This window comes from Tianxiuia mixotrophica (assembly GCF_050596425.1).
In the GTDB taxonomy this organism is placed as follows: domain Bacteria; phylum Bacillota; class Clostridia; order Peptostreptococcales; family Acidaminobacteraceae.
The window spans coordinates 4,609,525-4,634,479 of the sequence record NZ_CP192292.1 but is presented as its reverse complement, the minus strand read 5'-3'; the positions used below and the strand labels follow the sequence as shown (position 1 = coordinate 4,634,479).

At 41.1% G+C, this 24,955-nt stretch carries 23 protein-coding genes and 2 riboswitches; of the genes, 22 read left to right on the top strand and 1 reads right to left on the bottom strand.

Annotation, left to right across the window (positions count from 1 at the left end):
- The first annotated feature begins 5 nt into the window (after positions 1-5).
- From ACQ4KW_RS20400 to ACQ4KW_RS20325, 16 genes are all read left to right on the top strand, one after another.
- Positions 6-743, top strand: a complete 738-nt coding sequence (locus tag ACQ4KW_RS20400; RefSeq protein WP_430884277.1) for an amino acid ABC transporter permease — start codon at positions 6-8, stop codon at positions 741-743.
- Positions 744-746: 3 nt separating this feature from the next.
- Positions 747-1,493, top strand: a complete 747-nt coding sequence (locus ACQ4KW_RS20395; protein ID WP_430884276.1) for an amino acid ABC transporter ATP-binding protein — start codon at positions 747-749, stop codon at positions 1,491-1,493.
- Positions 1,494-1,684: 191 nt separating this feature from the next.
- Positions 1,685-2,245, top strand: a complete 561-nt coding sequence (locus ACQ4KW_RS20390; RefSeq protein ID WP_430884275.1) for a LytTR family DNA-binding domain-containing protein — start codon at positions 1,685-1,687, stop codon at positions 2,243-2,245.
- Between the two features lie 11 nt (positions 2,246-2,256).
- The gene (locus ACQ4KW_RS20385) at positions 2,257-2,691 is read left to right on the top strand and encodes a hypothetical protein (protein ID WP_430884274.1); all 435 of its coding nucleotides are present in this window, start codon (positions 2,257-2,259) and stop codon (positions 2,689-2,691) included.
- Between the two features lie 79 nt (positions 2,692-2,770).
- Positions 2,771-2,951: riboswitch (cobalamin riboswitch) on the top strand.
- A 369-nt stretch (positions 2,952-3,320) separates the two neighbouring features.
- A complete protein-coding gene (locus tag ACQ4KW_RS20380; RefSeq protein WP_430884273.1) occupies positions 3,321-3,614 on the top strand; it encodes a hypothetical protein in 294 nt (97 codons plus the stop codon).
- 83 nt (positions 3,615-3,697) lie between these two features.
- The gene (locus ACQ4KW_RS20375) at positions 3,698-5,236 is read left to right on the top strand and encodes a hypothetical protein (RefSeq protein ID WP_430884272.1); all 1,539 of its coding nucleotides are present in this window, start codon (positions 3,698-3,700) and stop codon (positions 5,234-5,236) included.
- A gap of 15 nt (positions 5,237-5,251) precedes the next feature.
- On the top strand, positions 5,252-7,543 hold the full coding sequence (locus ACQ4KW_RS20370; RefSeq protein WP_430884271.1) for an S-layer homology domain-containing protein: 2,292 nt from the start codon (positions 5,252-5,254) through the stop codon (positions 7,541-7,543).
- Positions 7,544-7,609: 66 nt separating this feature from the next.
- On the top strand, positions 7,610-8,584 hold the full coding sequence (locus ACQ4KW_RS20365) for a DUF4430 domain-containing protein (RefSeq protein WP_430884270.1): 975 nt from the start codon (positions 7,610-7,612) through the stop codon (positions 8,582-8,584).
- 4 nt (positions 8,585-8,588) lie between these two features.
- Positions 8,589-9,452, top strand: a complete 864-nt coding sequence (locus ACQ4KW_RS20360; protein ID WP_430884269.1) for an energy-coupling factor transporter transmembrane component T — start codon at positions 8,589-8,591, stop codon at positions 9,450-9,452.
- The gene (locus ACQ4KW_RS20355; protein WP_430884268.1) at positions 9,452-11,068 is read left to right on the top strand and encodes an ABC transporter ATP-binding protein; all 1,617 of its coding nucleotides are present in this window, start codon (positions 9,452-9,454) and stop codon (positions 11,066-11,068) included. The genes ACQ4KW_RS20360 and ACQ4KW_RS20355 overlap by 1 nt, the downstream gene beginning before the upstream one ends.
- A complete protein-coding gene (locus tag ACQ4KW_RS20350; protein WP_430884267.1) occupies positions 11,065-11,700 on the top strand; it encodes an ECF transporter S component in 636 nt (211 codons plus the stop codon). The genes ACQ4KW_RS20355 and ACQ4KW_RS20350 overlap by 4 nt, the downstream gene beginning before the upstream one ends.
- A complete protein-coding gene (locus ACQ4KW_RS20345) occupies positions 11,693-12,706 on the top strand; it encodes a prenyltransferase/squalene oxidase repeat-containing protein (RefSeq protein ID WP_430884266.1) in 1,014 nt (337 codons plus the stop codon). Before ACQ4KW_RS20350 ends, ACQ4KW_RS20345 begins: the two co-directional genes overlap by 8 nt.
- An 88-nt stretch (positions 12,707-12,794) precedes the next feature.
- Positions 12,795-12,973: riboswitch (cobalamin riboswitch) on the top strand.
- A complete protein-coding gene (locus ACQ4KW_RS20340) occupies positions 12,931-13,062 on the top strand; it encodes a hypothetical protein (protein WP_430884265.1) in 132 nt (43 codons plus the stop codon). Its footprint overlaps the riboswitch before it by 43 nt.
- A 112-nt stretch (positions 13,063-13,174) precedes the next feature.
- Positions 13,175-14,284 carry an ABC transporter substrate-binding protein gene (locus tag ACQ4KW_RS20335; protein WP_430884264.1) on the top strand — a complete coding sequence of 370 codons (1,110 nt, stop codon included), beginning with the start codon at positions 13,175-13,177 and terminating at the stop codon, positions 14,282-14,284.
- A gap of 8 nt (positions 14,285-14,292) precedes the next feature.
- Positions 14,293-15,366: a FecCD family ABC transporter permease gene (locus tag ACQ4KW_RS20330; protein WP_430884263.1), complete on the top strand. Its 1,074-nt coding sequence runs from the start codon at positions 14,293-14,295 to the stop codon at positions 15,364-15,366.
- On the top strand, positions 15,359-16,123 hold the full coding sequence (locus tag ACQ4KW_RS20325) for an ABC transporter ATP-binding protein (RefSeq protein WP_430884262.1): 765 nt from the start codon (positions 15,359-15,361) through the stop codon (positions 16,121-16,123). Before ACQ4KW_RS20330 ends, ACQ4KW_RS20325 begins: the two co-directional genes overlap by 8 nt.
- A gap of 143 nt (positions 16,124-16,266) precedes the next feature.
- Here the strand turns inward: ACQ4KW_RS20325 and ACQ4KW_RS20320 are convergent, their stop codons facing one another.
- The gene (locus tag ACQ4KW_RS20320) at positions 16,267-17,649 is read right to left on the bottom strand and encodes an MATE family efflux transporter (protein WP_430884261.1); all 1,383 of its coding nucleotides are present in this window, start codon (positions 17,647-17,649) and stop codon (positions 16,267-16,269) included.
- Between the two features lie 211 nt (positions 17,650-17,860).
- Here ACQ4KW_RS20320 and ACQ4KW_RS20315 point away from each other — a divergent pair, with 211 nt between their 5' ends.
- The 6 genes from ACQ4KW_RS20315 to ACQ4KW_RS20290 all read left to right on the top strand — a co-directional run bounded on the left by ACQ4KW_RS20315 (position 17,861) and on the right by ACQ4KW_RS20290 (position 24,612).
- Complete coding sequence (locus ACQ4KW_RS20315) at positions 17,861-18,277, top strand: hypothetical protein (RefSeq protein ID WP_430884260.1); 417 nt, start codon at positions 17,861-17,863, stop codon at positions 18,275-18,277.
- Positions 18,264-19,328 carry a phosphodiester glycosidase family protein gene (locus ACQ4KW_RS20310; protein ID WP_430884259.1) on the top strand — a complete coding sequence of 355 codons (1,065 nt, stop codon included), beginning with the start codon at positions 18,264-18,266 and terminating at the stop codon, positions 19,326-19,328. Before ACQ4KW_RS20315 ends, ACQ4KW_RS20310 begins: the two co-directional genes overlap by 14 nt.
- A 31-nt stretch (positions 19,329-19,359) precedes the next feature.
- A complete protein-coding gene (locus ACQ4KW_RS20305) occupies positions 19,360-20,343 on the top strand; it encodes an MBL fold metallo-hydrolase (RefSeq protein ID WP_430884258.1) in 984 nt (327 codons plus the stop codon).
- 9 nt (positions 20,344-20,352) lie between these two features.
- On the top strand, positions 20,353-20,580 hold the full coding sequence (locus tag ACQ4KW_RS20300) for a hypothetical protein (RefSeq protein ID WP_430884257.1): 228 nt from the start codon (positions 20,353-20,355) through the stop codon (positions 20,578-20,580).
- Between the two features lie 76 nt (positions 20,581-20,656).
- Positions 20,657-22,789, top strand: a complete 2,133-nt coding sequence (locus ACQ4KW_RS20295) for a transporter substrate-binding domain-containing diguanylate cyclase (protein ID WP_430884256.1) — start codon at positions 20,657-20,659, stop codon at positions 22,787-22,789.
- 113 nt (positions 22,790-22,902) lie between these two features.
- Positions 22,903-24,612, top strand: coding sequence for a bifunctional diguanylate cyclase/phosphodiesterase (locus ACQ4KW_RS20290; RefSeq protein WP_430884255.1), 1,710 nt, complete (start codon positions 22,903-22,905; stop codon positions 24,610-24,612).
- Positions 24,613-24,955: the final 343 nt, after the last annotated feature.

Here is a 24,955-nt window from a genome sequence, read left to right as displayed (position 1 = left end):
AGAATATGAAAAGGACATCTAGTTTTATAGCAGCACTGGGGATTTATCTTGCCCTATTCTATTTTGTAGGCGTACGGGCCATTGGTAAAGCCCTTGATTTCGCAGTATACAAAAGTTATTCCACAGTTATTTTTAAAGGATGGCTTCAGACCATTGCCATAAGCGTGGTATCAGTGGTTTTAGCCCTATTTGTGGGACTGATTTTGTATCTGATGAATCAATCAAGGTTTAGCATATTAAAATACCTTGCTGAAATTCACAAAACGATTATTTTTGGAACGCCACTACTGGTCATTGCTATTGTATCCTATTACTATATAGGGTTTGCTTTTAATATAAGTTCAAAGTTTTGGGTGGGTGTTATCACACTATCCCTTTATATTGGAGCTTATATTGCAGATATTTACAAGGGTGCCATTGAATCCATACATCAAAACCAGTGGCAAGCGGCTAAAATGTTCGGCTTCAACAGGTATCAGACTTATCGGTATATAATATTTCCGCAAGTTGTTATGACAATTTTGCCCCCCCTTGCGGGACAGTTTGCACTAACAATCAAGGGGAGCGCTCTCTTGTCGTATATGGGAACCAGTGAATATTTGAACTCAGTCAACACGGTGATGGCAGTTTCCTTTGCCTACCCAGAAGGCTTTATAATACTCGCTGTGGGATACCTGATCATAACGATTCCGATCATACAAATGATCAGACATTTAGAAGATCGACTGAATTACAAGGTGTAGCTTATGAATTTAAAAATTGAAAATCTCGTCAAAAAATATAACGGAAACACAGTGCTTGATGACATATCTATTGAAATTAAGGACTTTCAGGTTCTTGCCCTCATTGGAGCGTCAGGGAGTGGTAAGTCAACCCTCCTAAGGCTGATTGCTGGTCTTGAAGACTACCAAGGTGGGGATATTCATGTCAATGACGCCGTGGTTTCTCAGGAAAACATGGACGCCTACCGTAAAAAAGTGGGTTTCGTATTCCAGGACCACAACCTCTTTAATCACTTAAGCGTTATAGAGAACATACTCCTTGTGCTTGAGAAGGTTCATAAGAAAAAGAGGGAAGAGGTTCTCCCAATGGTACAGGACTTACTCCGTCAGTTTGACTTATCGGAACACCAAATGAAATTGCCCCATCAACTCAGTGGCGGTCAGTCTCAGCGTGTTTCCATTGTAAGGGCCTTGTCGATTATGCCAGAGTTGATCCTTCTCGATGAGCCGACATCATCCCTCGATCCAATTTTGACTTACGAGGTTCTGACAGCCGTTAAAAAACTGGCTGATGAGAAAAAAGACTTTATTATTGTGACCCATGAAATAGGTTTTGCCAAAAATATTGCAGATTATATTGTCTTTATGCAGGACGGCAAAATTATTGAACATGGCACGAATAACATTTTGCAGTATCCAAAGTCTAAAGAACTGAGTTCCTTCTTGTCTAAGGTCTTGACCTTTCAGGACGACGGAATAAAAGCAGGATAGTTATACAGTTATTAAATCCCTGGTGAGTTATCACCGGGGATTTTTTATGCATAAAACAACTTACATAGAAATTTAGTCAACATAGATATATTCCATTTACTGTAATCTGTTTTGGGTTTAAACTGGAAACAGATAAGCATTAGGCAAAGAGAACTTAAATGAAAAAGCACATTTACTCATAGGGGGACGTCGTGGAATACAAACTAATAAGCGGTGACAAATACAGGGGAAAATTACAGGGATTGCTGGATGCTCTGGGCTTTATACAAACAAAAGACGGGGGTGACGTGGCGGTTGTCGAAAAACAAATGGTAAAAGAAGACTGGAACCATCCCCTTGCCATTGTCATAGACTCGGATAAGTTTGGTGATGTTGAGGCGGGTCTTCAAAAACTCATAAAAAAAGAGCCGAGCCAAAGTCCTATTTCCAGTAAACACATTGTAGGAAAAAGTGATGATAAGTTTGCCATGGTAGAGTATGAAAACATTAAATACTTCAGTGCTTCTTCAAACGATGTCTATTTCCATGCAGACCAGACATACACTTGCAAGCCCAAGCTCTATGAACTTGAGCATGCCCTAAAGGATAGGGGCTTTGTCAGAATCAATAAGTCTGAAATTGTGAATATAAAGCAGGTTCGAGAAATCATACCTTGGTTCAATAGCAGGCTCAATTTGGTCTTGTCAGACAATACAGAGGTCATGGTGACGAAGACTTATACAAAATCATTCAAAGAGTATATAGGGTTTTAGGAGGGGAATGTATGTGGAAAAATATTAAGGCAAGCCTGCCCTTGTGGCTGGCGATAACAGCCTATTTATGCTATGCAGATGCGTTTTTTAACGTGGAAAACTTACTGTATTTTGCAAAGCAGTTTATTATTGTGGCCCTAGCCGGGTGTATAATGGCCTTTTTATATGAGTATTTTGTGGACTGGATTTGTGAAAAAAGATCTAAATGGTTTCGGCGGTTAGCATTTAGAATTTTAATATATGGACTGGTTAATGTCTTTGCAGTAGAAATTGTTCTTTTAGGATATTATTTATCATTCTTTGATGTGTCTTATGAATCATTTGTTGATTTTAGCCCGTCTTTCATTCAAAGCGCAGGTCTTGTCCTCGTTATAACGGCCATTTATCATATATATCACACTTATAAGTTTAGAATGGCCCTTGACACCAAACAGGAGAATATATAAATATATTGATGCTTTTGTATGAATCTGCTAAAATGATAGCATGTTACAGAATTTATCAGATTTTGTTCTTTATTTCAAAACTAAATAGGACATATTAGGTTCTCAATCAGAGATGAAAAGGGAAAGAGGTGAGAAGCCTCTGCAGCCCCCGTTACTGTAAGGGAAGACGAAATCCGGTGCCGCTGTGACCACTTGTCATGGGAAGGCGGAAAGTAGATAGACCCCCGAGCCAGGAGACCTGCCTAGTGTGTTATATGACGATCTTCGGGGTGGAGATTTTGTGCATGTTTTTCTTATTTGAATCATTCTCTATGTGATGCCTTAAGTTTAAGTGGTAGCCCAATCATTGACTATGGGTGGACAAAATAAAATGAGAACTTTTTCAAAGATGGCAATAATGTATATTTCAGACCAACCGAGACCGGTTGGTTTTTTTGTTGCTTAAAAGTATGGAATAGAAGTTCACTACCTTAAGCACCCCTTTTAGTTTTATGCAAATCACGCCCCTACAGCGTGATTTGCTTTTAACTGAGTGCGCTGACAATTGAATTATACAGACGCTCAAAGAGTCAATTAAGTGCAAGCGAATGCACGAAAACTATAAAGAAAAGTATGGGGAGGACTATGAAATGTTGAAGAAAAGAGTGGCCTTGATTCTTGCTATGATGCTTGTGTTTACAAGCGTTATACCAGGATTTGCAGAAAGCGTTCATCTAAGAATTGAAGGAAAAGACGATGTGATTTTCAATCAAGATGTGGACTGGGATGGAGATCCGAGCGTGCATGATATCTTAGTGGAAGCGCTGGGAGAGGACTATGACTATACAGATTCTCAGTATGGCCCGAATCCGAATGGGTTTAAGGGGAGTCAAAAGATGGTGCCACATATTGGGGCTTATACTACAAGAAAGACAGTCATGTAAAAGCTGCGCCGCTTGGCGTTGGTGGTTTTAAAATAAAAGGGGCAGCAGAGTCAGACAATGTAAGTGAGGTTATTGTACCTTTATTGTCTTTCTCATCTAGAATTGCTGAGCTAGATATAGATGTGTCAGAAAATGGACAGGTGGATATCCAAGCAAGTGCCCTAGTCAACACCTATAATTTAGAAACATCAGATTATGACTATACAGTAGAAGTTGCTTCACAGGCAGCTATAACCATTAAAAATATTACACTTGATTCAGTCGAAGAATCAGGTAAGACGGACAAGGATGGAAAGTATTCTACATCACTTGGAGAAGGGGTCTATGAAGTTTCCATCGCTATGAAAGATAGCAGTGGAAATCCAACCCTTGTTGTAGACCGTGAAAAAATAGTCATCGATAAACCTTATGCCAAGATTCTAGAAGACATTAAAGAAGAACATTTCAATTATTCGCCTAGAGACAATTACAATTTACAAGGTGCTTTGCATGCAACTGGAGATTTGAAGTATACTCAGGCGCAAAGAACGGAAATGTACTTTGACTTTTCAGAAAAGGAAATCTCTATGGCAGGTGATTACCTTAAAGCGTTTAGTGAGCTTTATTCAGCGGGGATAGACCCAACTGATCTAGACGGAAGAAACCTTTTAAGCGAAATGGAGAGTAAATCCGTGGAAGCGCTGACGGGTGGTTTAATTAATCAGGCAGCGTCTTTGTTACAAGCTATAAACACGCACGACATCACGTTGTCAGATGATGCAGTTTTTAATGAGACTGAAGTTATCAATATGATTTTACAAGCACAGGGGCCTAATGGTGGATGGTCTTGGGATGGAAAGGGAGAAGGTCTGGACACATCTGGAGATGTACTCATGGCACTTGCTCCATACTATGATTCAAAAGCAGAAGTCAAAACAGCCATTGACAAGTTTGTTGATTGGGTTTCAAGCATTCAGACATCGAATGGCCATATAGCTGATCCATCTTGGGGACCAAGTGTAGCCTCAACATCAAAGGTTATTTGTGGCCTTGTAGCAATTGGTGTTGATCCACAAGGGCCATCTTTTACGAAAGATGGAAATACCCTTATTGATCAACTTAAATATTTTTATGATGAAGAGTTAAATGGTTATAAGGGGTACTCAGGCAACCTGGATTTATCATTCAATACGCCACAAGCCGTTGCGGCCCTATCTGTTTATAATACGTTTGAAAAGACAAAATCACCGGTTTTACTGATTGATTTTTCTGATGTGGAACTTGAGACAGTTCAAAACATTGAAAGAGATTATTCGGTTAATGTGTCCTACAGTGTTGGGAAAAAAACTGACGCAAAGGCCTTGGAAAATGGCAAGGACTTAGCAGCGCATGTCACAATTCGAAGCCTTGTGGACAGGACGGAAAATGTCCTATTGGTGGTTGCTTTATATGATAACAAGAACACCCTCATAAACTACAGCTATATGTCTCAGGAAATGTCTGAATCAGACGAGAAAGTCTTCCATGCTGGGTTTAAACTGCCATCAGTTTTAAAAGGTCACTATGTAAAATGCTATGTTTGGGAAGGCACAAGCCTCACGGAACCAGGTAAAGTTTTAAGTCAATCAAGTCAGCTTAAGTAAGTCGTGGAGGACAATATGAAAAGAATAGTATCAGTGTTTCTGGTCTTTGTTCTTGCGCTGGGCATGTTTACGAATATATCCCTGGCAGATGCATTTTCATGTGATGTGAATGTGAAAGAATCAGGCCAAGTTGACATAGTGGGAACAACAGAGTCGCAATACGAGTCAGGTTCTATTATAGTACGGGATCCGAATGAATCGGTGGTTTACCTGGGGCAGTTCCGATCGGGGGATGATTGGTCTTTTTCCCATTCATTCAACTTGAGTGAAGATGCTTTAGAGGGGACCTATTCAGCAGAAATTGGCCTTAAGGATCAAGCTTTTAGTGAATCGTTCAAAGTGGTCTTGGAAGATCAAGACAATGGTGATGACGATTCAAGTGGTGGAGACTCTGGATCGGGCGGGTCTTCTAAACCGACCCATATCTACATTTCTGTGAAAGGACCAGATGGGTATATACTTTCAACCAAGCAAATAAAGCCTCAAGGCAACGACACAGTCCATTCTATTGCAGTGAGAGCTTTTAAGCAAAATGATATTGAGTATAATGATGGGAGAAATGATGATTATTTTTCTATGATCGGTGGTGTAAGTCACTTTGATCATGGACCACTTAGTGGCTGGAAGTATACAATCAATGGCATAACTGGGGATGGTGTTGCCATCGAACCAGCTTCTGCTGGAGACCGAATAAAGTTCTATTATGTTATAAATTATAAGAATGATGATAAGGACACAACGGGTACCACAAGCGGAGGCGGTGCCAGCACAGGTGGTGGATACACCAGCGAAACCCATCCGAATGAAATCTTGAAGAAATTAAAGACAAGTGCTGAGAAAAAAATTGACGGGTCAAACGCTAAGATTTATAGGATGGCTGCACTGAACTCAATCAAAGATATGGTTGGAAATTTAGAAAAAAATTCACAAGAGACGGATGAGCAAAATATTGCATTCATTATAGACACAGTTACAGAATCAATGATCTATGAAGAGTCTGTCTTTAGTGCAACAGTAACTGCAAAGCAACTGGCTGCACATCTGACTGCCATAGAAAAGGTTTCAGATGAAGATGTAAAAGTCCTAATAGCAAATAAAAAAGCGCTTCTTTCTCAAAAGCTTGTTGAGCGTGCGACAACAGCATTTGTCAAAACAGTTGGTTTTAAACTAAGACCGGGCTATTTGGAAGTGCCTGTTGAAGAGTCGCTTAAGGATATGGTTAAGTCTTACGATGAAAACATAGACAAGGTTCAAGATACAATTGAAAAATCGGGCCTAGACAAGAGGGTACTGAAGAAGAAGACGCTGATCCTGGAAGTCAAGGATGGCAAGAAAGGCTATGAAATTGACTTTAATGAACAGGCCTTGAGCACACTAAAACAAATGTCCCCACAAGTTGTTGAAATACGAACGGATAAGGGGTCAATAGCACTTGAAACAAGAATACTTGAAGATGTAAGCGATTCTTTTAAATTACAAATTAAAGAAGAGATTAAAGTAAGAGAACGAGGCGAAGACAATCAGGAGGAGCCCGTTTTTGAACTGGGTATGGAAAAGAATGGCCAAACCATCACCAAGTTTAGCAAACCTGTGACAGTGACAATTCCTCTACAGCATTCATCAGAAGGTCTCAAGACCGTCTATTATATTAAGGCGGACGGCACACGTGAGATTATTGGGGGCCTTCTTAATGAAGACCAGACCATGATGACATTTAAGACCAATCACTTTAGCAAGTTTGTCGTGGATACCCTTGATATATCCTTTGAAGATATAGAAGGTGATGGGAACAGAACCGTTGTTGAACAAGCTGTAAGTCGAGGTATTTTAAGCGGTCGTGATGAAAAAAGTTTTGACCCCTACAGTACGGTGACAAGGGCAGAAATGGTCACAATGCTTCAAAACATGACCAAGCTATTGGCTGATCCAAGCGAGACAAGTTTTGAAGATGTTAAAGAGGACGATTGGTTTAATGATGCCGTTATGATGGCAGTCCAGTATGGATATATGTCAGGTAGGAGTGCATCTACGTTTGACCCATATGGAAAGTTAACACTGGAAGAGGTGGCGGTTGTTGTTTCAAATGTCATGGAGGAAAATGAACTGAGCACATCGAGCTTAAAGGCTGTTTCTCAAGCAGCAGATGGTGCAGATGTTTCTGTATGGGCCATGCCTGGATTGGCAAATGCCATGGAATTTGGTCTTATAGGTGTTGATGGAGAAAATAATATTCATCCTAAACGCCAAGTGACAAGACTGGAAACAGCAACAATACTCAATAAGCTTTATACATTACTTGAAAAATAGTTATACAAAACTCCAAGAGCCAACGGCTCTTGGAGTCTTTGTGCTTTTATGAAGGGAGGGAAGGCATTGGATAAATATAAAGTTAAACGTATATTTTTCATCTTACTTGTTGTGGTCCTATCCGCTCTTGCTTCCGGGTGTCAATCTGGAAATGAAACAGAGACCAGCCAAGCAGAAAAAAATGAAAATGTTCGTGTTTTAATAACAAGCGATTTTGGAAAGGCCATTTTAAAAGATGAAGAATTAAAGTATAATGCCGACTATTCTGTTTTAGACTATCTTGAAAATATTAGTGAGGTCGAGACAGCCTATGGTGGTGGTTTTGTCAATGGAATAGATGGCCTGCGATCAGGATTTACAAACCAGAAAAACAAGGTGAAAAAGGACTGGTTCTTTTATGCGAATGGGATATTCTCACATCTTGGAGCCCTGGATTATTATCCATCACCCGGTGAAATTGTCCAGTGGGATTATCACCTATGGGAAAAGAGCTCAAGCTCATCGACTCTTTTATCAGGGTTTACGGAGGTCTTCCACAGTGGCTACGATGGTCACAAAGCCCATATTACAATTCTCTACAGTGAGGGTTTCAAAGACCTGGGTCAGACCTTGTCAGAGTTTTTGACCAGTCAAGGCTTAGAGCTTGAGGTAGAAGAATATACAGGTAAAGATGATATCACACTGGAGGGGCATACAATTTTGATTTGCCCTTCTGAAGAAATGTTGTCCAGTGAGTATATTTTACCTTTGCTAAAAACCTATAAAGACAGAGGCTTATTCATTGGTGTGGAAGATGGACAGTTAATGGCCTTTAATGAAGACTATACGCGAGTTTCCGTGATAGATGATGAAGCCTTCATGTACGCCTCTCAAAAAGTTTATGCACAGTCGGACACACTTTTCGTGTTGTCTGGCAAAGAGAAGGCAAAAGTGACTGAAATGTTACATGCGATCATAGGCGATTCAAACATTTTAATGGGGAAAACATCTATCTTGCTTAAGGAAGACAAAGTGATTGCCTTGCCTTTGAAAGAGGGGTAATCGCATGAAGATGCATCCAGCCTTAAGTATTGTATTTTTTATGGTCTTAAGCACAGTAACATTGATGCTGACCCATCCAGCTTATATTGTAATATGGAGTGTTTTTCTTCTAAGCATACTCTTGACTCTCCCATCTGGGGGCAACCGGGGGTATCTAATGTTCTATTTGGGATTTACAGCCTTAATGATCATTCTTATTAATCCCATCGTTTCTCAGTCGGGTCGTAGTGTGATTTTTATGATTCGATCGGTTCCCCTTGTTGGAAGGGTAAAAATCACTCTGGAATCACTTTTGTATGGCGTTTTTATGGCGCTGAAGTTATCAGGTATTAGCATGGCTTTCATGATATTTTCCAGGACGACAGATTCTGACAACATGTTTGTGTTCATGAGCAAGCACATGCCTAAAAGCACCATACTGTTTTCAATGACAGTCAATGTTTTTTTCCGCATCAGACAAGACATTGAACGTGTTCATGATGTCTTGACCATGCGTGGCCTTTCTTTTAGTGGAGAAAAAGGCTTGCCAGGGCTTTTAGGAAAAGTTCGCACAAGTATTCCTCTGCTCAAAATTGTAATTTTGAGTGCTATGGAAGGGTCCCTAGACAGGGCGGAGGCTTTACAGAGTAGAGGGTTTGGTAGTAAAAAAAGGACGGCCTATCGACCGGTTCAGCATAGTGAATCAGATCGGAAAATGTATATGCTGACATGTGCAGTGGTTGCAGTGGGGGTATTCATGTTTGCTCAAGGTGCAACAGAGTATATGTATTATCCAAGGATGGGGGAAGTGTTCATAAATTGGCCTAGGCAAGTTATGACGCTTATGTTTTTTACTGTAATATATGTTCTATTTAAGAAGGTGAAGTAATGGGTCGAATAAGACTAGAAGAAATAAATTACAAGTATCCAGGTGTAAATGAAAAGGCCCTTAGCGATGTCAACATAAGTATAGATGAAGGAACATTTATGTTGGTGCTGGGCGCATCAGGGTCTGGAAAATCCTCACTGGCCAGGGTCATTGGAAATCTAATTCCAGACTTCTATGGTGGCGTGATTTCTGGAAAAGTCCATGTGGAAGAAGAAACCGCCATACTGTTTCAAGATCCGGAAAAACAGTTGATTATGAATAAGGTAGAAAGAGAGTTGGCACTCCCGCTGGAAAATAGGGGCGTCAGTGAACAAGATATGTTAAGACGCGTGTCTGAAGCCCTGTCATTTATGAATCTTAATGACTTAAAAGACCGTCAACTTTCAAGTTTATCAGGCGGTCAAAAGCAAAAAGTGGCCTTGGCTAGCACCCTTGTAGGCGGGCAGAGAGTTCTCATACTCGATGAACCCATTTCTCAACTAGACCCTGTCAATTCTGATGAAATACTTGAGATTGTCAACCGTTTGAATCGGGACCATGGCTACACCGTAATTTTGGTAGAACAGAGGGTGGACAAGTGTATTCACTTAGCCGATCGCATTCTTTATATGGATAGGGGGAAGGTTGCTTTTGACGGGGAGCCAGAAGCCTTTGTTCAGGAATCGTTTAAGGATTTTCTACCCGAGATTATGAGACTTCAGCTGGGATTCTGTGAAGAAGTTTTCAAAAACGTCAAGACAGGACGCAAGGTCTTGAACGCCATGAAGAAAACCAAGGCCTTTAATGCTATTGATGCAAGTCTAGACAGTAACAGGTCTATGAAAGTTTTGGGCGACTTTGCAGATTCGAAAGAAGTGGCCATAAAAGTGAGAAAAATGAAATTCGCCTATCATAAGGAAAGACCAATATTCGACAGGCTTGATTTAGAAATTTTAAAAGGCCAGAGTCTGGCGATTATGGGGGCCAACGGAAGCGGTAAGACGACACTTGTAAAACTTATATGTGGTTTATTAAAACCCAGTCGTGGGGATGTGTTAGCAAATGGCGGGATCGGTTATGTTTCCCAGAATCCCAATGATCATTTGTTTCACGATACCCTCGTGGAAGAACTAGAGTTTACCATGAAACACTCTGGTGTGGTTGATCCCCACTTGAGCGATGATGTTCTAAAAGATTTAGGGCTTTATGAAATGAAAGATCGAAACCCAAGAGACTTAAGTGGTGGTGAAAGACAGCGTGCGGCCATTGGTACGGTTCTTGTGAAAAAACCTGACATACTCATCTTGGATGAGCCGACAAGAGGGCTTGATCTTAAGTCGAAAAATAGGGTGCAAAAAATTATTGAATCCCTTCATGAAAGGGGCACAACAACAATCATTGTGACACACGACATTGATTTTGCTGCGAGCAGTTGCCAAAATGGTCTCCTACTATTTGATGGTCAAGTGGCCTCTTATGGAGACATACGATCAGTCTTGCAGGGGGGATTGTACTATACTACAACCATGAATCGATTGTTTAGAGGCTTTTGTGATGGGATTTTTACCCTAGAAGAAGGCCGGGCGGTTTTTCAGGACATGGTTAAAGCCAAGGCTTTTCTGGAGGACATATCATGAATATAAAGATGTTGATTCCCTTGATCGTGGTTTTCTTAATTGGCGGGGCATTCTCACTATTTGAACGTTCTGGCCGTTTTCACGCTCGAACAGTTGCAATTATCGCCACCACATCAGCGCTGGCGGGTGCTTTTAGAATTCCCTTTGCATTTTTACCAAATGTTCAGCCGACCACATTCATAATAATGTGTGCAGGTTATGTGTTTGGTCCGATGAGTGGATTCATATCAGGTGTCATAGCGACTCTGGTCTCGAACACTTTTCTAGGGCATGGTCCTTGGACTCTATGGCAAATGATTGCTTGGGGGCTGGCAGGTGCCTTTGGAGGTGTTTTAGGAAAGCTGTCTCGCAAATATAATAGGTTGGGTTTCACGCTCATGCTCTTTATATGGGGATTTTTATTCGACTATATTATGAATTTGTGGCATTTCATATATTTCATCTATCCGCACAGCTTAAAAAGCTTTGTGGCTTTGTATGCAGCGTCCTTCTTCTTTGACTTAAGTCATGGGGTGGGCAATGCCATTTTTGCATGGCTATTCGGAGAAGATCTCATAAGAATACTGAAACGCTTTAAATTGAAAACAACCATAGAAGACAAGGACTTTGAAAGGACATTTGGATATGAATAAATCGATAGCAAAAACCGTAACGTCTTATGTTTTAATATTCATGCTGTTTACCACTTTTTCCTTTGGGGACATTCAAACAGGTGCAAGTCACTCTAAAAGTGTGGACTGGTTGCTTGAGTTGAGCATGGATGAGTGGGTGGCTGTAGCGGTCGAACCCCATGTAGACATGGCATCACTTGAATATGGATACCAGCGTGATGAGACGTCTAATATCACAACAGACCATGCAAGATACCTTCTGGGAGATCGGGCGTTTGGATATAACCTGACAAACCAAGTTTCTAACATAAAATCCGCTCAGTTGCCTTCTGGCAAATTTGCAGACCAAATTGACGGCCAGGGGGAGACGCTTGTAAACGCTCATATATGGGGTGTTTTGGGCATGTATATTGCCTATGAAGATGATTATGATAAAGAAGGCGCTCTCACTTGGTTGAAGCATGCTCAAAATACAGATGGGTCTTTTTCTGTCTATATTGATAAGAACAGCACAAGTGGTACGGCGGGCAGCCCTGATCTAACCGCTATGGCTGTATGCGCTCTTTCGGTTCTTGGTCTTGACAAGACTTCACCAGAAATTAAAGATGCGATGACCTACCTTGAAAAGTCTATGGATGAGGCTGAACGTCTTCGTACAGGGGCCAGTGCAGAAACCTTGGCGTGGTCAATCATGGCAAAGCAGTTTTTAGGAGAAAGCGTTTCTGAAGAAACCTATGAAGCCCTTGGTGCTTACAGGCGAGATGATGGAAGCTACTTGCATCTAAAAAATGCTCGCCGTGGCAATCGTATGGCAACCTATCATGCTTTATTGGCCTTGAACGGTAAAGAGACAGGTGTGTCATGGATCAAAAACCTTCGATTTAAAAATGGGATCAAGACGGATGCGGGGACATACTTGACGATTGAACGCATTGTAGACCTTGCAAAATCAGGTCTTATCAAGTCCGGGCAAGATGGTGTTTTCAAATGGACAGATATTCGACAGGCCTTAATTAATAAGCGGTAGTGTGTATAGAAATACACATTTTTAGGTGTTGCCTTTATATTTATACTGTGCTAAACTATTTCTGATGTTGAAAGAAAAAAATGTAAATTTAATAAAAATCCAAATAGGTTCTCAAACAGAGATGAAAAGGGAATGAGGTGAAATGCCTCGACAGCCCCCGCTACTGTAAGAATGGACGAAAGCTAAAGACCACTGTGCAAGGCATGGGAAGGTTAGTGAGTAGAATGATATTCAAGTCAGGAGACCTGCCTGTTATGGAATGTGAAATCTTCGGGGTGAAGGTTGCTCATGTACGTGGTTTGCTTGAACTTGTATTGATATGCACAAGTTTAGATGAGCCTAAATATATGATATAAAACCAGCCCTTAGGCTGGTTTTTTTGTGTGAAAAGTCTTGAAAGCTATTCAGACAAACACAAATAAATAGAACATAATATTAAATAATAGGACAAACACTTGGAGGAAAATAATGAAACGATTTCTACTTGTTACATTACTCATTGCATCAATGATCTTATCGGCGTGTGCAGGCAATGCTGAAACTCAAGCAACTGAAACAACAGAAGAGGCACCAGTGGAATCTACAGAATCACAAGCGGCAGACCTTGAAGCGGATACTGACCAAGCGGATACTGACCAAGCGGATATTGATCAAGCGGATACAGAAGATGGTCAAGAAACACAGGCAAAAGTTTACGAGCCTCAAACCTATACATATGAAATTTATGGTGAAACATATGAAGTGACATACACAGAGCCTCCAAAGCGTGCTGTGACAATGTCTCAGTTTATGACAGAAATGCTGCTGGCTCTTGATCTAGGCGATCAAATGGTGGGCACAGCCTATATGGACAACGAAATCTATCCTGATTTCAAAGAAGCCTATGAAAAAATTGAAGTTCTTTCAGACAAGTATCCATCAAAAGAGGTTATGTACTCTGTTGAGCCAGATTTTGTATCAGGCTGGACATCTGTGTTTAACGAAAAACGCGTGGCCTCTGCTTCTGAAATGATGGAAAATGGAATCCATCCTTTCCTTGCAAAATCTATTAGTGGTGACGGTTCTATGACCTCTGTGTATGAAGACTTCAGAACCCTGGGGAAAATTTTCGCTGTGGAAGAAAGAGCAGAAGACCTTGTAATCAAAATGGAAAATGAAGTTGCAAAGATTCAAAGTCAAATAGGGGATCTTTCTGAAGATGATATGGTTAAGGTGTTCGCCTATGACTCAGGCGAAAACGAACCATTTGTTGTAGCTGGCGGTGGCGTGAGTGGCGACATCATTCGTCAAGCCAAAGGCAAGAATATTTTTGGCGATATTAAAAAAGGCTATGCCACAGTGTCTTGGGAAGAAGTGGTTTTACAAAACCCAGATGTTATTGTCATTGTTGATTATGGTGACACTTCAGCCGAAACAAAGCTTGATCTGATTAAGACACATCCAGCCCTTCAGGATGTGACAGCGGTTAAAGAAGATAATTTTGTTGTGATCGGGCTTGCAGACATGTCTCCAGGCGTTCGTAATACAATGGCTATAAGAACACTTGCTCAAGGGTTTTACCCAGAAAATTTTGAGTAGATATGACAATGAATTTTAAATCAGTAGACTTTAAATCAAATCAAGGATTCACTTTACTTTGCACCCTTCTTTTATGTGTTTTACTGATAACGCTGGTCGCATCCACTGCACTGGGTGCGGTCAGCCTTGATCCAAAATCTGTTTTTGGAATACTGGTCAGTAAAACCACAGGAATTGAATATACAGACCAAGCTTGGTCAAAAGCTGTGGAAAATATCGTATGGAACTTGAGAATGCCAAGAACCCTTCTTGGTGTGCTCGCAGGTGCGGGCTTTGCCCTGGCGGGCATAATGATGCAGGCCCTGACAAAGAATCCCCTGGCCAATCCTTATATTTTAGGCATATCATCGGGAGCGACCACAGGCGCCGTTATGGTTATCGTCCTGGGTGGCATCCCCTTTGTGGGTATAAATTCTCCTGCTGTAGGCGCTTTTGCAGGGGCGCTTATCACCAGCTTGATAGTCTTCATGCTTGCCAGTCAAAATGGTGGCATGTCTTCCACGAGGCTGGTTCTAATTGGCGTTTCTATCTCGGCCTTATTTTCCAGCGTAACAAGTTTTATAATATTCACTGCAAGTGACCAAAACAAGGTCACTTCAGCCCTTTTTTGGATGACGGGCAGTCTGTCTGGGGGCAAGTATGAAAATTTACTGGCACCGGCTCTGGGTGTTGGTCTTTCCTTTATATTTATTGTGATTTTTTCAAGGGGCCTTAATAGTTTGCTCCTTGGAGAAAATGTGGCAAAAACCCTAGGTGTCAACACGGTTATGCTAAGACGTGCAATCTTAGTTTTATCCAGTATTTTAACAGGCTTTCTTGTGGCCAACACTGGTATAATAGGGTTTGTTGGTCTTATTATTCCCCATGTGGCCCGGACAATTGTTGGTTCAGACCATAAAAAGGTGGCTGTACTTTCTGTGCTTCTTGGTCCCATTCTAGTCATTTGGGCAGATGTTCTTGCCAGGCTGATAGGAAGACCAGAGGAAATTCCCCTAGGGGTTATAACGGCATTCCTAGGTGCGCCATTTTTCATTTGGCTGATTCAGAAAAACACCTATGGGTTTGGAGGTCGAAATGGCTGATATTCATGTTAAGTCCTTAAGTTTTGCATATGATGAAAACCCTATTTTTAATGATGTGCACATGCATGTGAAGAAGAAGCAGTTTGTGGGACTGATCGGTCCCAATGGTTGTGGTAAATCAACGCTTCTAAAAAATATATATAAGCAATTTGAACCTGCAAGGAATACTATATATATTGACGATAAAGATGTGACAGGCTTTAAACCTAAAGATTTTGCTAGGCAAATGGCTGTGGTTTCACAGGAAAGCAACCACCAATTTGACTTCTCAGTCAAAGAGATGGTCACAATGGGACGGTACGCCCATAAGAAATTGTTCGACAACGATTCTGAAGAGGATATGAAAATAGTCCATGATGCCATCAAAAGGGTGGGTCTTGAAGGGTTCGACGACAGGAGTTTTCTAAGTCTTTCCGGCGGAGAAAAGCAAAGGGTTCTAATCGCAAGAGCCCTGGCACAAAACTCGGAAGTGGTTATACTGGATGAACCCACAAACCACCTGGATATCAAGTATCAGCTCCAGGTCATGGAACTCTTGAAATCACTTAATGTCACAACCTTTGCAGCGATACACGATTTTAACATTGCAGCCCACTACTGTGACGCTGTCTATGTTCTTCATGAGGGCCAGGTTCACTCTTGTGGTACGCCTGAATCCGTTCTTAATGAAGGCATGTTCCAAGAGGTTTTTGGTGTCAATGCCCTTATAAATACAAATCCCTACACGAAGAAGAGACATATTTCCTTTTATGTTTAGCCCCTTCCAATTGAATATTAATTGAGAAATACGCTCCTTTTATAGACTTTTACTGTGTAACGCAGTATTTCGGAGTTTATCTACAAGCTAAAGCCCCCTCAAAATGAGGGGGCTTTTAGATTGATCATTTTTGTATTCTAATTTTAAGCAGACACTTCACCGAGTTCTTCCTTAACAACCTTTAACTTGCCTAGGGTATAAATGACAGTGAATATAGCTGCCGTCCAGTTAATGATGACAATCCCCCACCAAACGCCTAAAACGCCCATGCCAAGAATATTGCCGAGCAAATAAAAGACGATGACAGGCATGACGATTTGCCTGTAAACACCAACATACACTGCAATTCCAGGGCGTTTTAGACCTTGAAGCAGGGAGATGGAAATATTCATCAATATGTAGGTGTTAAAGCAAATGTACTCAATGCGCAGGTAAGTGGCACCTGCATGAACAACGTCAGGATTTTGATTAAAAACCCTCACTAAGAAGGCTGCTGACGGGTAGATAAGGAACATGGCAATTGTCATGATGCCGAGTCCGTAAAGCATGCATTTTTTATAGGTTTCTACAATGCGGTCGTATTTCTTGGCTCCGTAGTTTTGCCCCACCATGGTCAGGGTGGCTGTATTTAGGCCAATGGCTGGGAGAAGGGCCAATTGCTCAATACGAACCGCTGCACCGTAGGCGGCAATTGTCACATCGCCAGCATATAATAGGACGAAGTAATTGATGACAAAGACGCCCAGGGCAATGGTCATCATATTAAGACTGGCTGGGACCCCTTGCTTTAAAATCTCTAGCCAGGTGGATAGATCTCTTTTGCAGGTCTTGAACTCAGACAGGATAAAGTGTTCACTTTTTGTTACCCGATAAGCCATGTACACTGTGCCGATGGCCTGCACTATAATTGTAGCTAGGGCAACCCCCATGGTTCCCATTTTAGGAAGGCCAAACCAACCTAAAATAAAAAGCGGGTCGAGAATCAAGTTAAGTAGGAATCCTATGACAAGAAAATTTCTATAGGAAACTGTGTCGCCTTGAGATGAAAGCATGGCGTTGAGAATCATGTTTAAAATAAAGAAAACAGTTCCCATAAAAATAAGATTAATATAGTCCATGCCATACTCTAGGGTGGCAACCTTGGCCCCCATAAACTTGAACATGGGTTCTGCTATAAAGCGTCCTGTGAATGTGAGCAAGAGGGCGATAACAAGACCCAGGGCGACGGCATTATATGCAATTCTGTGAAAATCTTTTTCGTTTTTTTCACCAAGGGCGTTTGATATTAAAGCTGTAGATCCCGTTCCGATACCAAAGGCAAGGGAGAGTATGATGAAAAAGATTGGAAAGGATAAGGACATGCCAGCCAGTGCGTTTGTCCCAATTCGACCAGCATATATGGTGTCCACAACATTAAAAAGTGTATTGAAGAGCATGCCCACACTAGCGGGAATGGTGATACGCCTTATATGTGCGCCAATGGCTCCTGTGGTTAGGTCAGACTTGCTTTTAATTGGTTTTTCCATGGTTTCACCTCGATAGTAAGAATATATGTGGGTGTCTCGTGGTCTGCATTTAATTTCTACCCGATGTGTATGAATTAAAGCCAAAAACATATTTATATTAAAAAAAACACCCAGCTTTTGCTGGAAGGATTCCTATATGATGGGTATTTCGTTATACTTATAGGTAAGAGCATTAGAAAATGTGCTTAGTTGAAGAACAATGAGGTGACACATGAACAAAAATAAGGCTTTAACCTACATATTAACAAGCCTCCTTATAATATGTGGATGGTTTTCTATGGTCTACATAGGTTATCAACATGCAAAAGATACACTTGATGCATCGGTACAGGACATTAAACTGGAACACGCCCTTCAAATACAAGAATTAAATACAAAAATACAGGAAGTGAACCGGGAGAACGCCGTTCTTAGAAACGATGTGATTGCCCTTAATAATGAGATTAAAAGATTTAACGATGGTCTGCAAGGCATGCTTGTACGACTGGAAATTATTGATACCAACATCGTTGATTCCGAAGAGGTCCAACTAGAAATAAGTGCCTATCTAGATGCGCTTGATAAAAGGCTGTCTGCCCTTCAGAAAAGCCTTGAAACATTAGAGGTGGCTCCAAATGAATCAAATTAGAGTGATTTTTGTTTTTCTTTTGCTTGTCACAGCCCCCTTTGTCGGAGTGTGGTTGGCTCTTGCGAATCAAAATGAAAGGTTAGATTATGTGGGCCAGCCAGTAGAAACACTGGAAAATATAGATGTCCAGGTCACGCACATAAGGGCCCTCAAGGATGATGTGCTGAGTAAATCAGAACATATTGAGACTGTTGTCTCAAAATATATAGAAACATTTTCAGGGCAGAGTTTAGCCCTTGCAGCAGAAATTGAAAGAAGTGAAGACCAGGCCAACTTATCTGATGATATATATGAAAGGCGGATCACAAGTGTTCTTGGTGACCCTGTTTCCAGTCATAAGAGTCCGCAGGTGGAAATAAAACTCTTCGAACTTGAGGAGCTTGACTACAGAGGTTACATGGCAAAAGTGAAACTCTTTGATCCTCAAGCCTTTGAGGTCGTTCTTGCAGAGGACAAAATTGGTGGTTTTGAAACAACTTCGAGTATGGCTATGAGAAATCGGGCCATGCTGGCCATAAATGGGGGTGGATTTGGTTCCAGCCCAGGTCAAAATGGACTGATATCAGGGATGATAGGTGCCACGGTTTCTGGTGGAGAGATTGTCCAGTCTTTTATTAAAAAGGATGAACCCCTCTTTTTTGCAGGAATAGATCATGAGGGTCGAGTTATAGGCACGGTTCCTGAAACACAGGCTGATGTGGATGCACTTAAACCTAAAGATGGTGTAAGTTTTATACCCGTTTTGCTAAAGGACGGTGAGAAGGTGAAGTTGCCCCCTGAATGGGTTGCTACTAGACACCCTAGAACCATTTTAGGGCGCTATGCCAATGATGATCTTCTACTCATTGTTGTGGATGGCAGACAGGCCTTTTGGAGCAAGGGAGTTACCCTTGAAAGACTGCAAGATAAACTGCTTGATCTAGGTGTACAAGACGCTTATAACCTAGATGGAGGTGGTTCTAGCACAATATATTATAATGGAAGTGTTCTTAACAGACCTTCTGATGGCACAGAAAGACCAGTTGCCAACGCGATTATCATAAAACCCTAACAAAACGAGTGCGCAAAAGGAGAATGAGAACATGAATGAAGTTATGAAAGACATTTATCAGGTTGAAATTCCTCTAAAAGGCAATCCTTTAAAAATGGTCTATAGTTATATTATATTGGGGGCAGAGAAAGACAAGGGCAGAGAATGTTTTATTGTTGACACGGGATTCAATTCAGAACCTTGCAAAAATGCCCTTTATACAGCGCTTGAAGACTTAGGGCTTTCCCTTGATCTGGCCACCCTTATCGTAACCCATTTGCATTCTGATCACAGTGGTTTAGCAGCAGAGCTCAATCAGTCTGGAACGGTGGTTATGACAGGCCAAGTTGATGGTGAAATGATTAATGAAATGACTAAGGATTCTTACTGGGAAGCCTTTGCAAAACGTGCGGACATGATGGATTTAAGAAAAGACGGTGTGACCTTTGGGGGACACCCGGGGTATAAGTATTGCCCCAAGAACCCTATAAAATTTAAATCCCTAGTAGAAGGCGACCTTCTTAAGATGGGACAATATAGTTTTGAAGTCATCGACATTCCTGGCCACACACCAGGCCATATAGCCCTTTATGACAAAAATCATAAAATAATGATTTCTGGAGATCATGTTCTTGACCCTATCACACCCAATATAGCCTTCTGGGGGTTTGAATGGAACATTCTTGATGTTTACATGAAGAGCCTCGATAAAGTGAGGGCTATGGACATTGGAAAAATACTGCCATCCCATAGAAAAATCATCGAAAATCATCAGGAGAGAATAGATCAACTTAAAGAGCATCACCAGGAAAGGCTTGAAGAAGTCGGGCGCATTATTGAAGACTGGACAAGTGTCAGAGATACGGCATCGAAAATGCACTGGTCTTTAAGACAAAATGTATGGACAGACTTCCCCGATCCACAAAAGTGGTTTGCATCTGGAGAAGCCATGTCTCATTTAGAATATTTATATGTGATGGGGGAGGCAGACCGACGGGAAAGAAATGGTATACTAGAATATAAAATGAAAAAGTGAGGCAAGACCATGTTTAAAAAAGAAGAAAAAGACGTTCTCGTTGAGCTTATAGACAAAGAAATAGACCGTATAAACAGAGAGTTTAAGACCATGGACAGCATAGGCGATAGTTTTTATATCAATGAAGGTCTCCTCTTTGAGAACATGCACGTTAGAAAAAAACTGCAGGCACGGCTTGAAGCCATTGAAAGTGCAAAAGTCAAAGTTTTGGATGAAAAGGTCTCCCCAAATAAGTAAAAGCTAGGGGAAATCCTGCTGATTAATAAGGTTTCGTGGGTATAAACGGTAGATATAGATATGCATGGAGGGGCTTATGAAAAGAACAAGACAATTTATAACTGTTGCCATCATGACAGCGGTGCTTTGTGCCTCTTTCTTTTCGTTTGCTGAGATACAGGACAGGGAGCTATCCCTCACAGAAACTGAGAAGCAGTGGTTAGACCTAAAAAAGGGACACCCCCTTAAGCTGGGGCTTGATCCCTATTCGGGAATGGACTATTTTAAGCATAAGGGAAAAACCAAGGGCTATGTGGTCGAATTAACCAAACTCATTGAAGATAAACTTGATTTAAAAGTTGAAATCGTTGGAGACAAAAGTTGGGGTGAGGTCTACCGAGGTCTTGAACAGGGGGAAGTGGACATCCTTTTTGGTGCCAATGTCACGCCGCAGCGTCTGGAGTGGATGGCCTTTACATCACCTGTCCATAAGTATCCTTATGCTGTTTTTGCCCGAAAGGATTCTTCCATTCAAACGGTGGGTGACCTCGATGAACATAGGTTGGGTGTCATTTCTGGGGATGTTATAGAACGGTATTTGCCAGATGAGTATCCTAATATTCGTTTTGAAATTATAGAGTTTTCCAGTCAGATCGAGGCTATACAGGGACTCCTTTCTGGGGAAATAGAAGGCTTCATCACTTCAGGTGGTGGCGTTGTCCATGAATTTTTATTCAAATATCCACAGCTTAGAAATATCGCTTCTATTGAATCTGTTACATCGGATTTAACCCTTTCAACTCGAAAAGAAGATGCTGTGTTAGCGGGTATTCTTGATAAAGTTATCAAGGTTTATGAAGATGATGAGATTGCATCATATATTCGCAAGGCGCAAATAGAGTACAATCGAAAAATACTAAATCTCTCAAGTGAAGAACTGGCCTGGCTAGAAGAAGATGGTCGAGCTGTTGTGGGAATAGCAGATGACTACCTGCCCTTTGATTACTATGATGACGGGGCATATAGGGGGATAACAGGTGAGCTGTTAAAATCCTTGTCAAACATTATAGGTGTTGAGTTTGAAGTCAAAAGCGGTACCTTTGCATCCCTTTATGAGAAGGCGGTGGAGGGTCAGGTCGATGTCATGAACATTGCCAAAACAGAGGATAGAACGGCTTACTTCTACTATCCTAGACCCTTTAGCACGGAGCGGGATATTATCGTTGGCAAGAAAACCAGTGATAGGGTTCAAGATGTGTATGGTCTGAACGGAAAAGTGGTTGCTGTTGTGGACGGGTATTGGCATGAAGAGTTTTTGACAAAGAACTTAAAGGATGTTGAAATTTTAAAAACAGATGATTTGATCGAGTCCCTTCAACTTGTAAGGAAGGGTGCTGCGGACTATATGATTGAGAATCCAACTGTGATTGAGTACTATGTGGATGGCCTTGGTTATACGGATATCGTCAAAAAGGGAGACACGTCAAAGGACTCATATCTTTATCTTGGCGTGAGTAAACGAAACCCAGAGCTTGCATCTATTATAGATAAAGCTCTTATTCTAATAGACTATGAGGATATAAAATTCAAGGGGATTGACAGCACACCTGAGTTGAAAAATGAACAGACAAGGCGATTGTCCCTGATTGTGGGCGTGTTGGTCATTGTCCTTATCTTTATTGTGTTTATACTGAATAGGGTCTTTAATGACCTGATAGCTGAGAAGGCCAACACCCAGATTCTCAAGGAAAAAGAAGTGCTTATGTACACAGATGCATTGACGAATTTGAGCAATAGGATGCATTATAATCAGTTGGAGCCTGCTTTTGATGATATGCCCTTTCCACAGTGCATTCTCATAGCGGATCTCAACAATCTAAAATCCTTTAATGATAGTTATGGCCACCATTTTGGCGACTTGCTTTTAAAGACTTTTGCAAAAACATTAAAGGCCCATTGCGATTCAGAATATATTTTTAGAATGGGTGGCGACGAGTTCATGGTGGTTAGAGTGGGGTGTGATGTGGGCACTGCTCAAGCTTGTATTCAGCTCATTGAAAGCAAGTGTGCTGAGGCTCAAATTCCTCTTGAAAATGGGGACTATGAAGCACCGCAAGCCGCCTTTGGCTATGGGGTGAGACTGAGCGCTAACAGGCCTATGGAAGAGGTTGTTATTGAAGCAGACAATAATATGTATAAGCATAAGGCCATGCTAAAAGGTCAGTCCTAAGTCTTTGAAAAGCGCTAGGTTTGTCCTGTGCTATAATACTATAAAGGGGAAAAATGCAAGGGGAACAATCATAGATAAGGTATCTGTGGTTCGAAACGAACAGGAGCATGACAATGGTAATAGAAAAAAACAATACGAGTATTGATAAATTAAATGATGATATGCGCCGTATGTTAATGCTGTTTGAAGTTTCGAATGAAGGCTTATTTGAAATGGATGGTCATGGACGTATCCGTTTTTATAACAGTAATTTTTACGGGAAATTTGATATTGATTGTAAGGAATCCACTTTAGAAGAGTGGCAAAGTCTTATCCATCCAGAAGACCGTGAAACATTTGACTTAGCGCTGGATGAGCATGTGAAAAACCAGCTTTTGTCCTATACCAGTCAGTACAAGGTCAAGACGAAAAAAGGAAATTATTTATGGATTGAAGCACGGGGAATAGCTGAGTTTGATGAAAATGGTCACATGACATTAATGTTGGGATCCCACCGTGATATAACAGAGCATAAAATCTCGGAAAATCGAATATATAATTTAGCCTATATTGACGGGCTTACGGGCCTATATAACAGAAGTAAATTGGATGAGACCCTGATTATGAATATCAGCATGAGATCACCTGGGGCCCTCATATATTTGAATATAAATCAATTTAAATTGGTCAATGATACATATGGAGATGAAACGGGCAACCGTGTTCTCATTCGTGTGGCAGAACGCCTTAAGCAAATATTGAATGAAAACTGCATGCTTTTTAGAATACATGCTGATGAATTTGCTATTTTGGTGACAAAGGAAATTTCTGTTGATGCCCTCAAGGATATGGTCAAAGAGATGCAAGAAGCCATTGAAGGACGGGTGACTCTTAAAGAAAAGGTTCTTGAAGTGAATACGAGTGTAGGGGTCTGTATGCTCCCAATGGATGTTGCCGCACCTGAGGAACTCGTTCAAAGAGCCAAGCTGACCATGCGCTATGGGCGCCAGAATAAAGACAAACGCTACACATTCTTTGACACATCAGTCCAGAAGTCAGTTATGCAGGAGCTACATATTGAAACGGGAATAAGGTCTGCCCTGGAAGCCAACGAGTTGTATTTAAACTATCAACCTATTATAAATACAGAAATTGGTCAGGTTACAAGCTTTGAAGCCCTCGTAAGATGGAAAAGCGAGACTTGGGGAGAAATCTACCCTGACGAGTTTATTCCAGTTGCAGAGAAAACACTTGATATTATAGACATAGGCATGTTTGTTCTTGAAAAATCCTGTGAGTTTATCAAGTCTGTACGGACGCAGACCAAGAAAGCCTTAAAGGTCAGTGTCAATGTGTCAGTGGTCCAGCTGGTGCAGACGGACTTTACGGATAAAGTTCTCGGCGTGGTTGATAAGATTGGCATTGATCCATCAGCCCTTGTGCTGGAAATTACAGAGTCCCTAACCCTTGATGCCAATGAAGATGTGCTTGCAAGACTTGAGAAACTCAATGACTGTGGCATAGCCATCGCACTGGATGATTTTGGAACAGGCTATTCTTCATTGAATAATTTTATTACCATACCAATGAAGTCGTTGAAAGTTGACCGAACGGTTATGGAAAAAGCCATGAGCAATGACGCCATCTACCGTTTTATCACTTCTGTTGTCAAGTTATGCCACGAAATGGAATTAAAAGTGGTTGCCGAAGGTATTGAAAACGAGGATATGGTGGAAAAAGCCAGAGTTATGAAGGTGGATTTCCTTCAGGGCTATCATTATTCTAGACCCCTGTCTGAAGAAGATGCTCGGAAATACCTCCTTAAGAATTTAGGTAACAAATAATACAAAGAATTAAGGGGGAGAAAAACTCCCCCCCTTTAGTAAGAGAAAGAAGCGAATGTTATTTTAAGTGTATCAACTTAAATGACATTCGCTTTTTATGTGAATAAAATGAGTGCATACATAGTCTTTTTGCAGAGTATTCGAATAATTTAGACTTATTAAAATCGTTGAGTATTACTGTATTTTTTTGAGTTCGCGCTGTAAAATGGTCACCGTTGGGGTATTTTTATGAACTGAAAGTAATAATTGGGGGTTGGTATGATTGTATACTATAATGCGTTATGAAATTAAGGGACTTGGAACTTTCAACTGCCTGATAATTTTATAACAATATAGGTCGGTG

What these genes read in the sequence shown, in the direction of transcription:
- ACQ4KW_RS20380 (WP_430884273.1), top strand. Translation starts at nt 3,321, where the DNA reads ATGTTGAAGAAAAGAGTGGCCTTGATTCTTGCTATGATGCTTGTGTTT.
- ACQ4KW_RS20335 (WP_430884264.1), top strand. Translation starts at nt 13,175, where the DNA reads ATGAAACGATTTCTACTTGTTACATTACTCATTGCATCAATGATCTTA.
- ACQ4KW_RS20320 (WP_430884261.1), bottom strand. Translation starts at nt 17,649, where the DNA reads ATGGAAAAACCAATTAAAAGCAAGTCTGACCTAACCACAGGAGCCATT.
- ACQ4KW_RS20385 (WP_430884274.1), top strand. Translation starts at nt 2,257, where the DNA reads ATGTGGAAAAATATTAAGGCAAGCCTGCCCTTGTGGCTGGCGATAACA.
- ACQ4KW_RS20330 (WP_430884263.1), top strand. Translation starts at nt 14,293, where the DNA reads ATGAATTTTAAATCAGTAGACTTTAAATCAAATCAAGGATTCACTTTA.
- ACQ4KW_RS20395 (WP_430884276.1), top strand. Translation starts at nt 747, where the DNA reads ATGAATTTAAAAATTGAAAATCTCGTCAAAAAATATAACGGAAACACA.
- ACQ4KW_RS20290 (WP_430884255.1), top strand. Translation starts at nt 22,903, where the DNA reads ATGGTAATAGAAAAAAACAATACGAGTATTGATAAATTAAATGATGAT.
- ACQ4KW_RS20295 (WP_430884256.1), top strand. Translation starts at nt 20,657, where the DNA reads ATGAAAAGAACAAGACAATTTATAACTGTTGCCATCATGACAGCGGTG.
- ACQ4KW_RS20370 (WP_430884271.1), top strand. Translation starts at nt 5,252, where the DNA reads ATGAAAAGAATAGTATCAGTGTTTCTGGTCTTTGTTCTTGCGCTGGGC.
- ACQ4KW_RS20340 (WP_430884265.1), top strand. Translation starts at nt 12,931, where the DNA reads ATGATATTCAAGTCAGGAGACCTGCCTGTTATGGAATGTGAAATCTTC.
- ACQ4KW_RS20305 (WP_430884258.1), top strand. Translation starts at nt 19,360, where the DNA reads ATGAATGAAGTTATGAAAGACATTTATCAGGTTGAAATTCCTCTAAAA.
- ACQ4KW_RS20345 (WP_430884266.1), top strand. Translation starts at nt 11,693, where the DNA reads ATGAATAAATCGATAGCAAAAACCGTAACGTCTTATGTTTTAATATTC.
- ACQ4KW_RS20355 (WP_430884268.1), top strand. Translation starts at nt 9,452, where the DNA reads ATGGGTCGAATAAGACTAGAAGAAATAAATTACAAGTATCCAGGTGTA.
- ACQ4KW_RS20400 (WP_430884277.1), top strand. Translation starts at nt 6, where the DNA reads ATGAAAAGGACATCTAGTTTTATAGCAGCACTGGGGATTTATCTTGCC.
- ACQ4KW_RS20360 (WP_430884269.1), top strand. Translation starts at nt 8,589, where the DNA reads ATGAAGATGCATCCAGCCTTAAGTATTGTATTTTTTATGGTCTTAAGC.
- ACQ4KW_RS20350 (WP_430884267.1), top strand. Translation starts at nt 11,065, where the DNA reads ATGAATATAAAGATGTTGATTCCCTTGATCGTGGTTTTCTTAATTGGC.
- ACQ4KW_RS20300 (WP_430884257.1), top strand. Translation starts at nt 20,353, where the DNA reads ATGTTTAAAAAAGAAGAAAAAGACGTTCTCGTTGAGCTTATAGACAAA.
- ACQ4KW_RS20315 (WP_430884260.1), top strand. Translation starts at nt 17,861, where the DNA reads ATGAACAAAAATAAGGCTTTAACCTACATATTAACAAGCCTCCTTATA.
- ACQ4KW_RS20325 (WP_430884262.1), top strand. Translation starts at nt 15,359, where the DNA reads ATGGCTGATATTCATGTTAAGTCCTTAAGTTTTGCATATGATGAAAAC.
- ACQ4KW_RS20310 (WP_430884259.1), top strand. Translation starts at nt 18,264, where the DNA reads ATGAATCAAATTAGAGTGATTTTTGTTTTTCTTTTGCTTGTCACAGCC.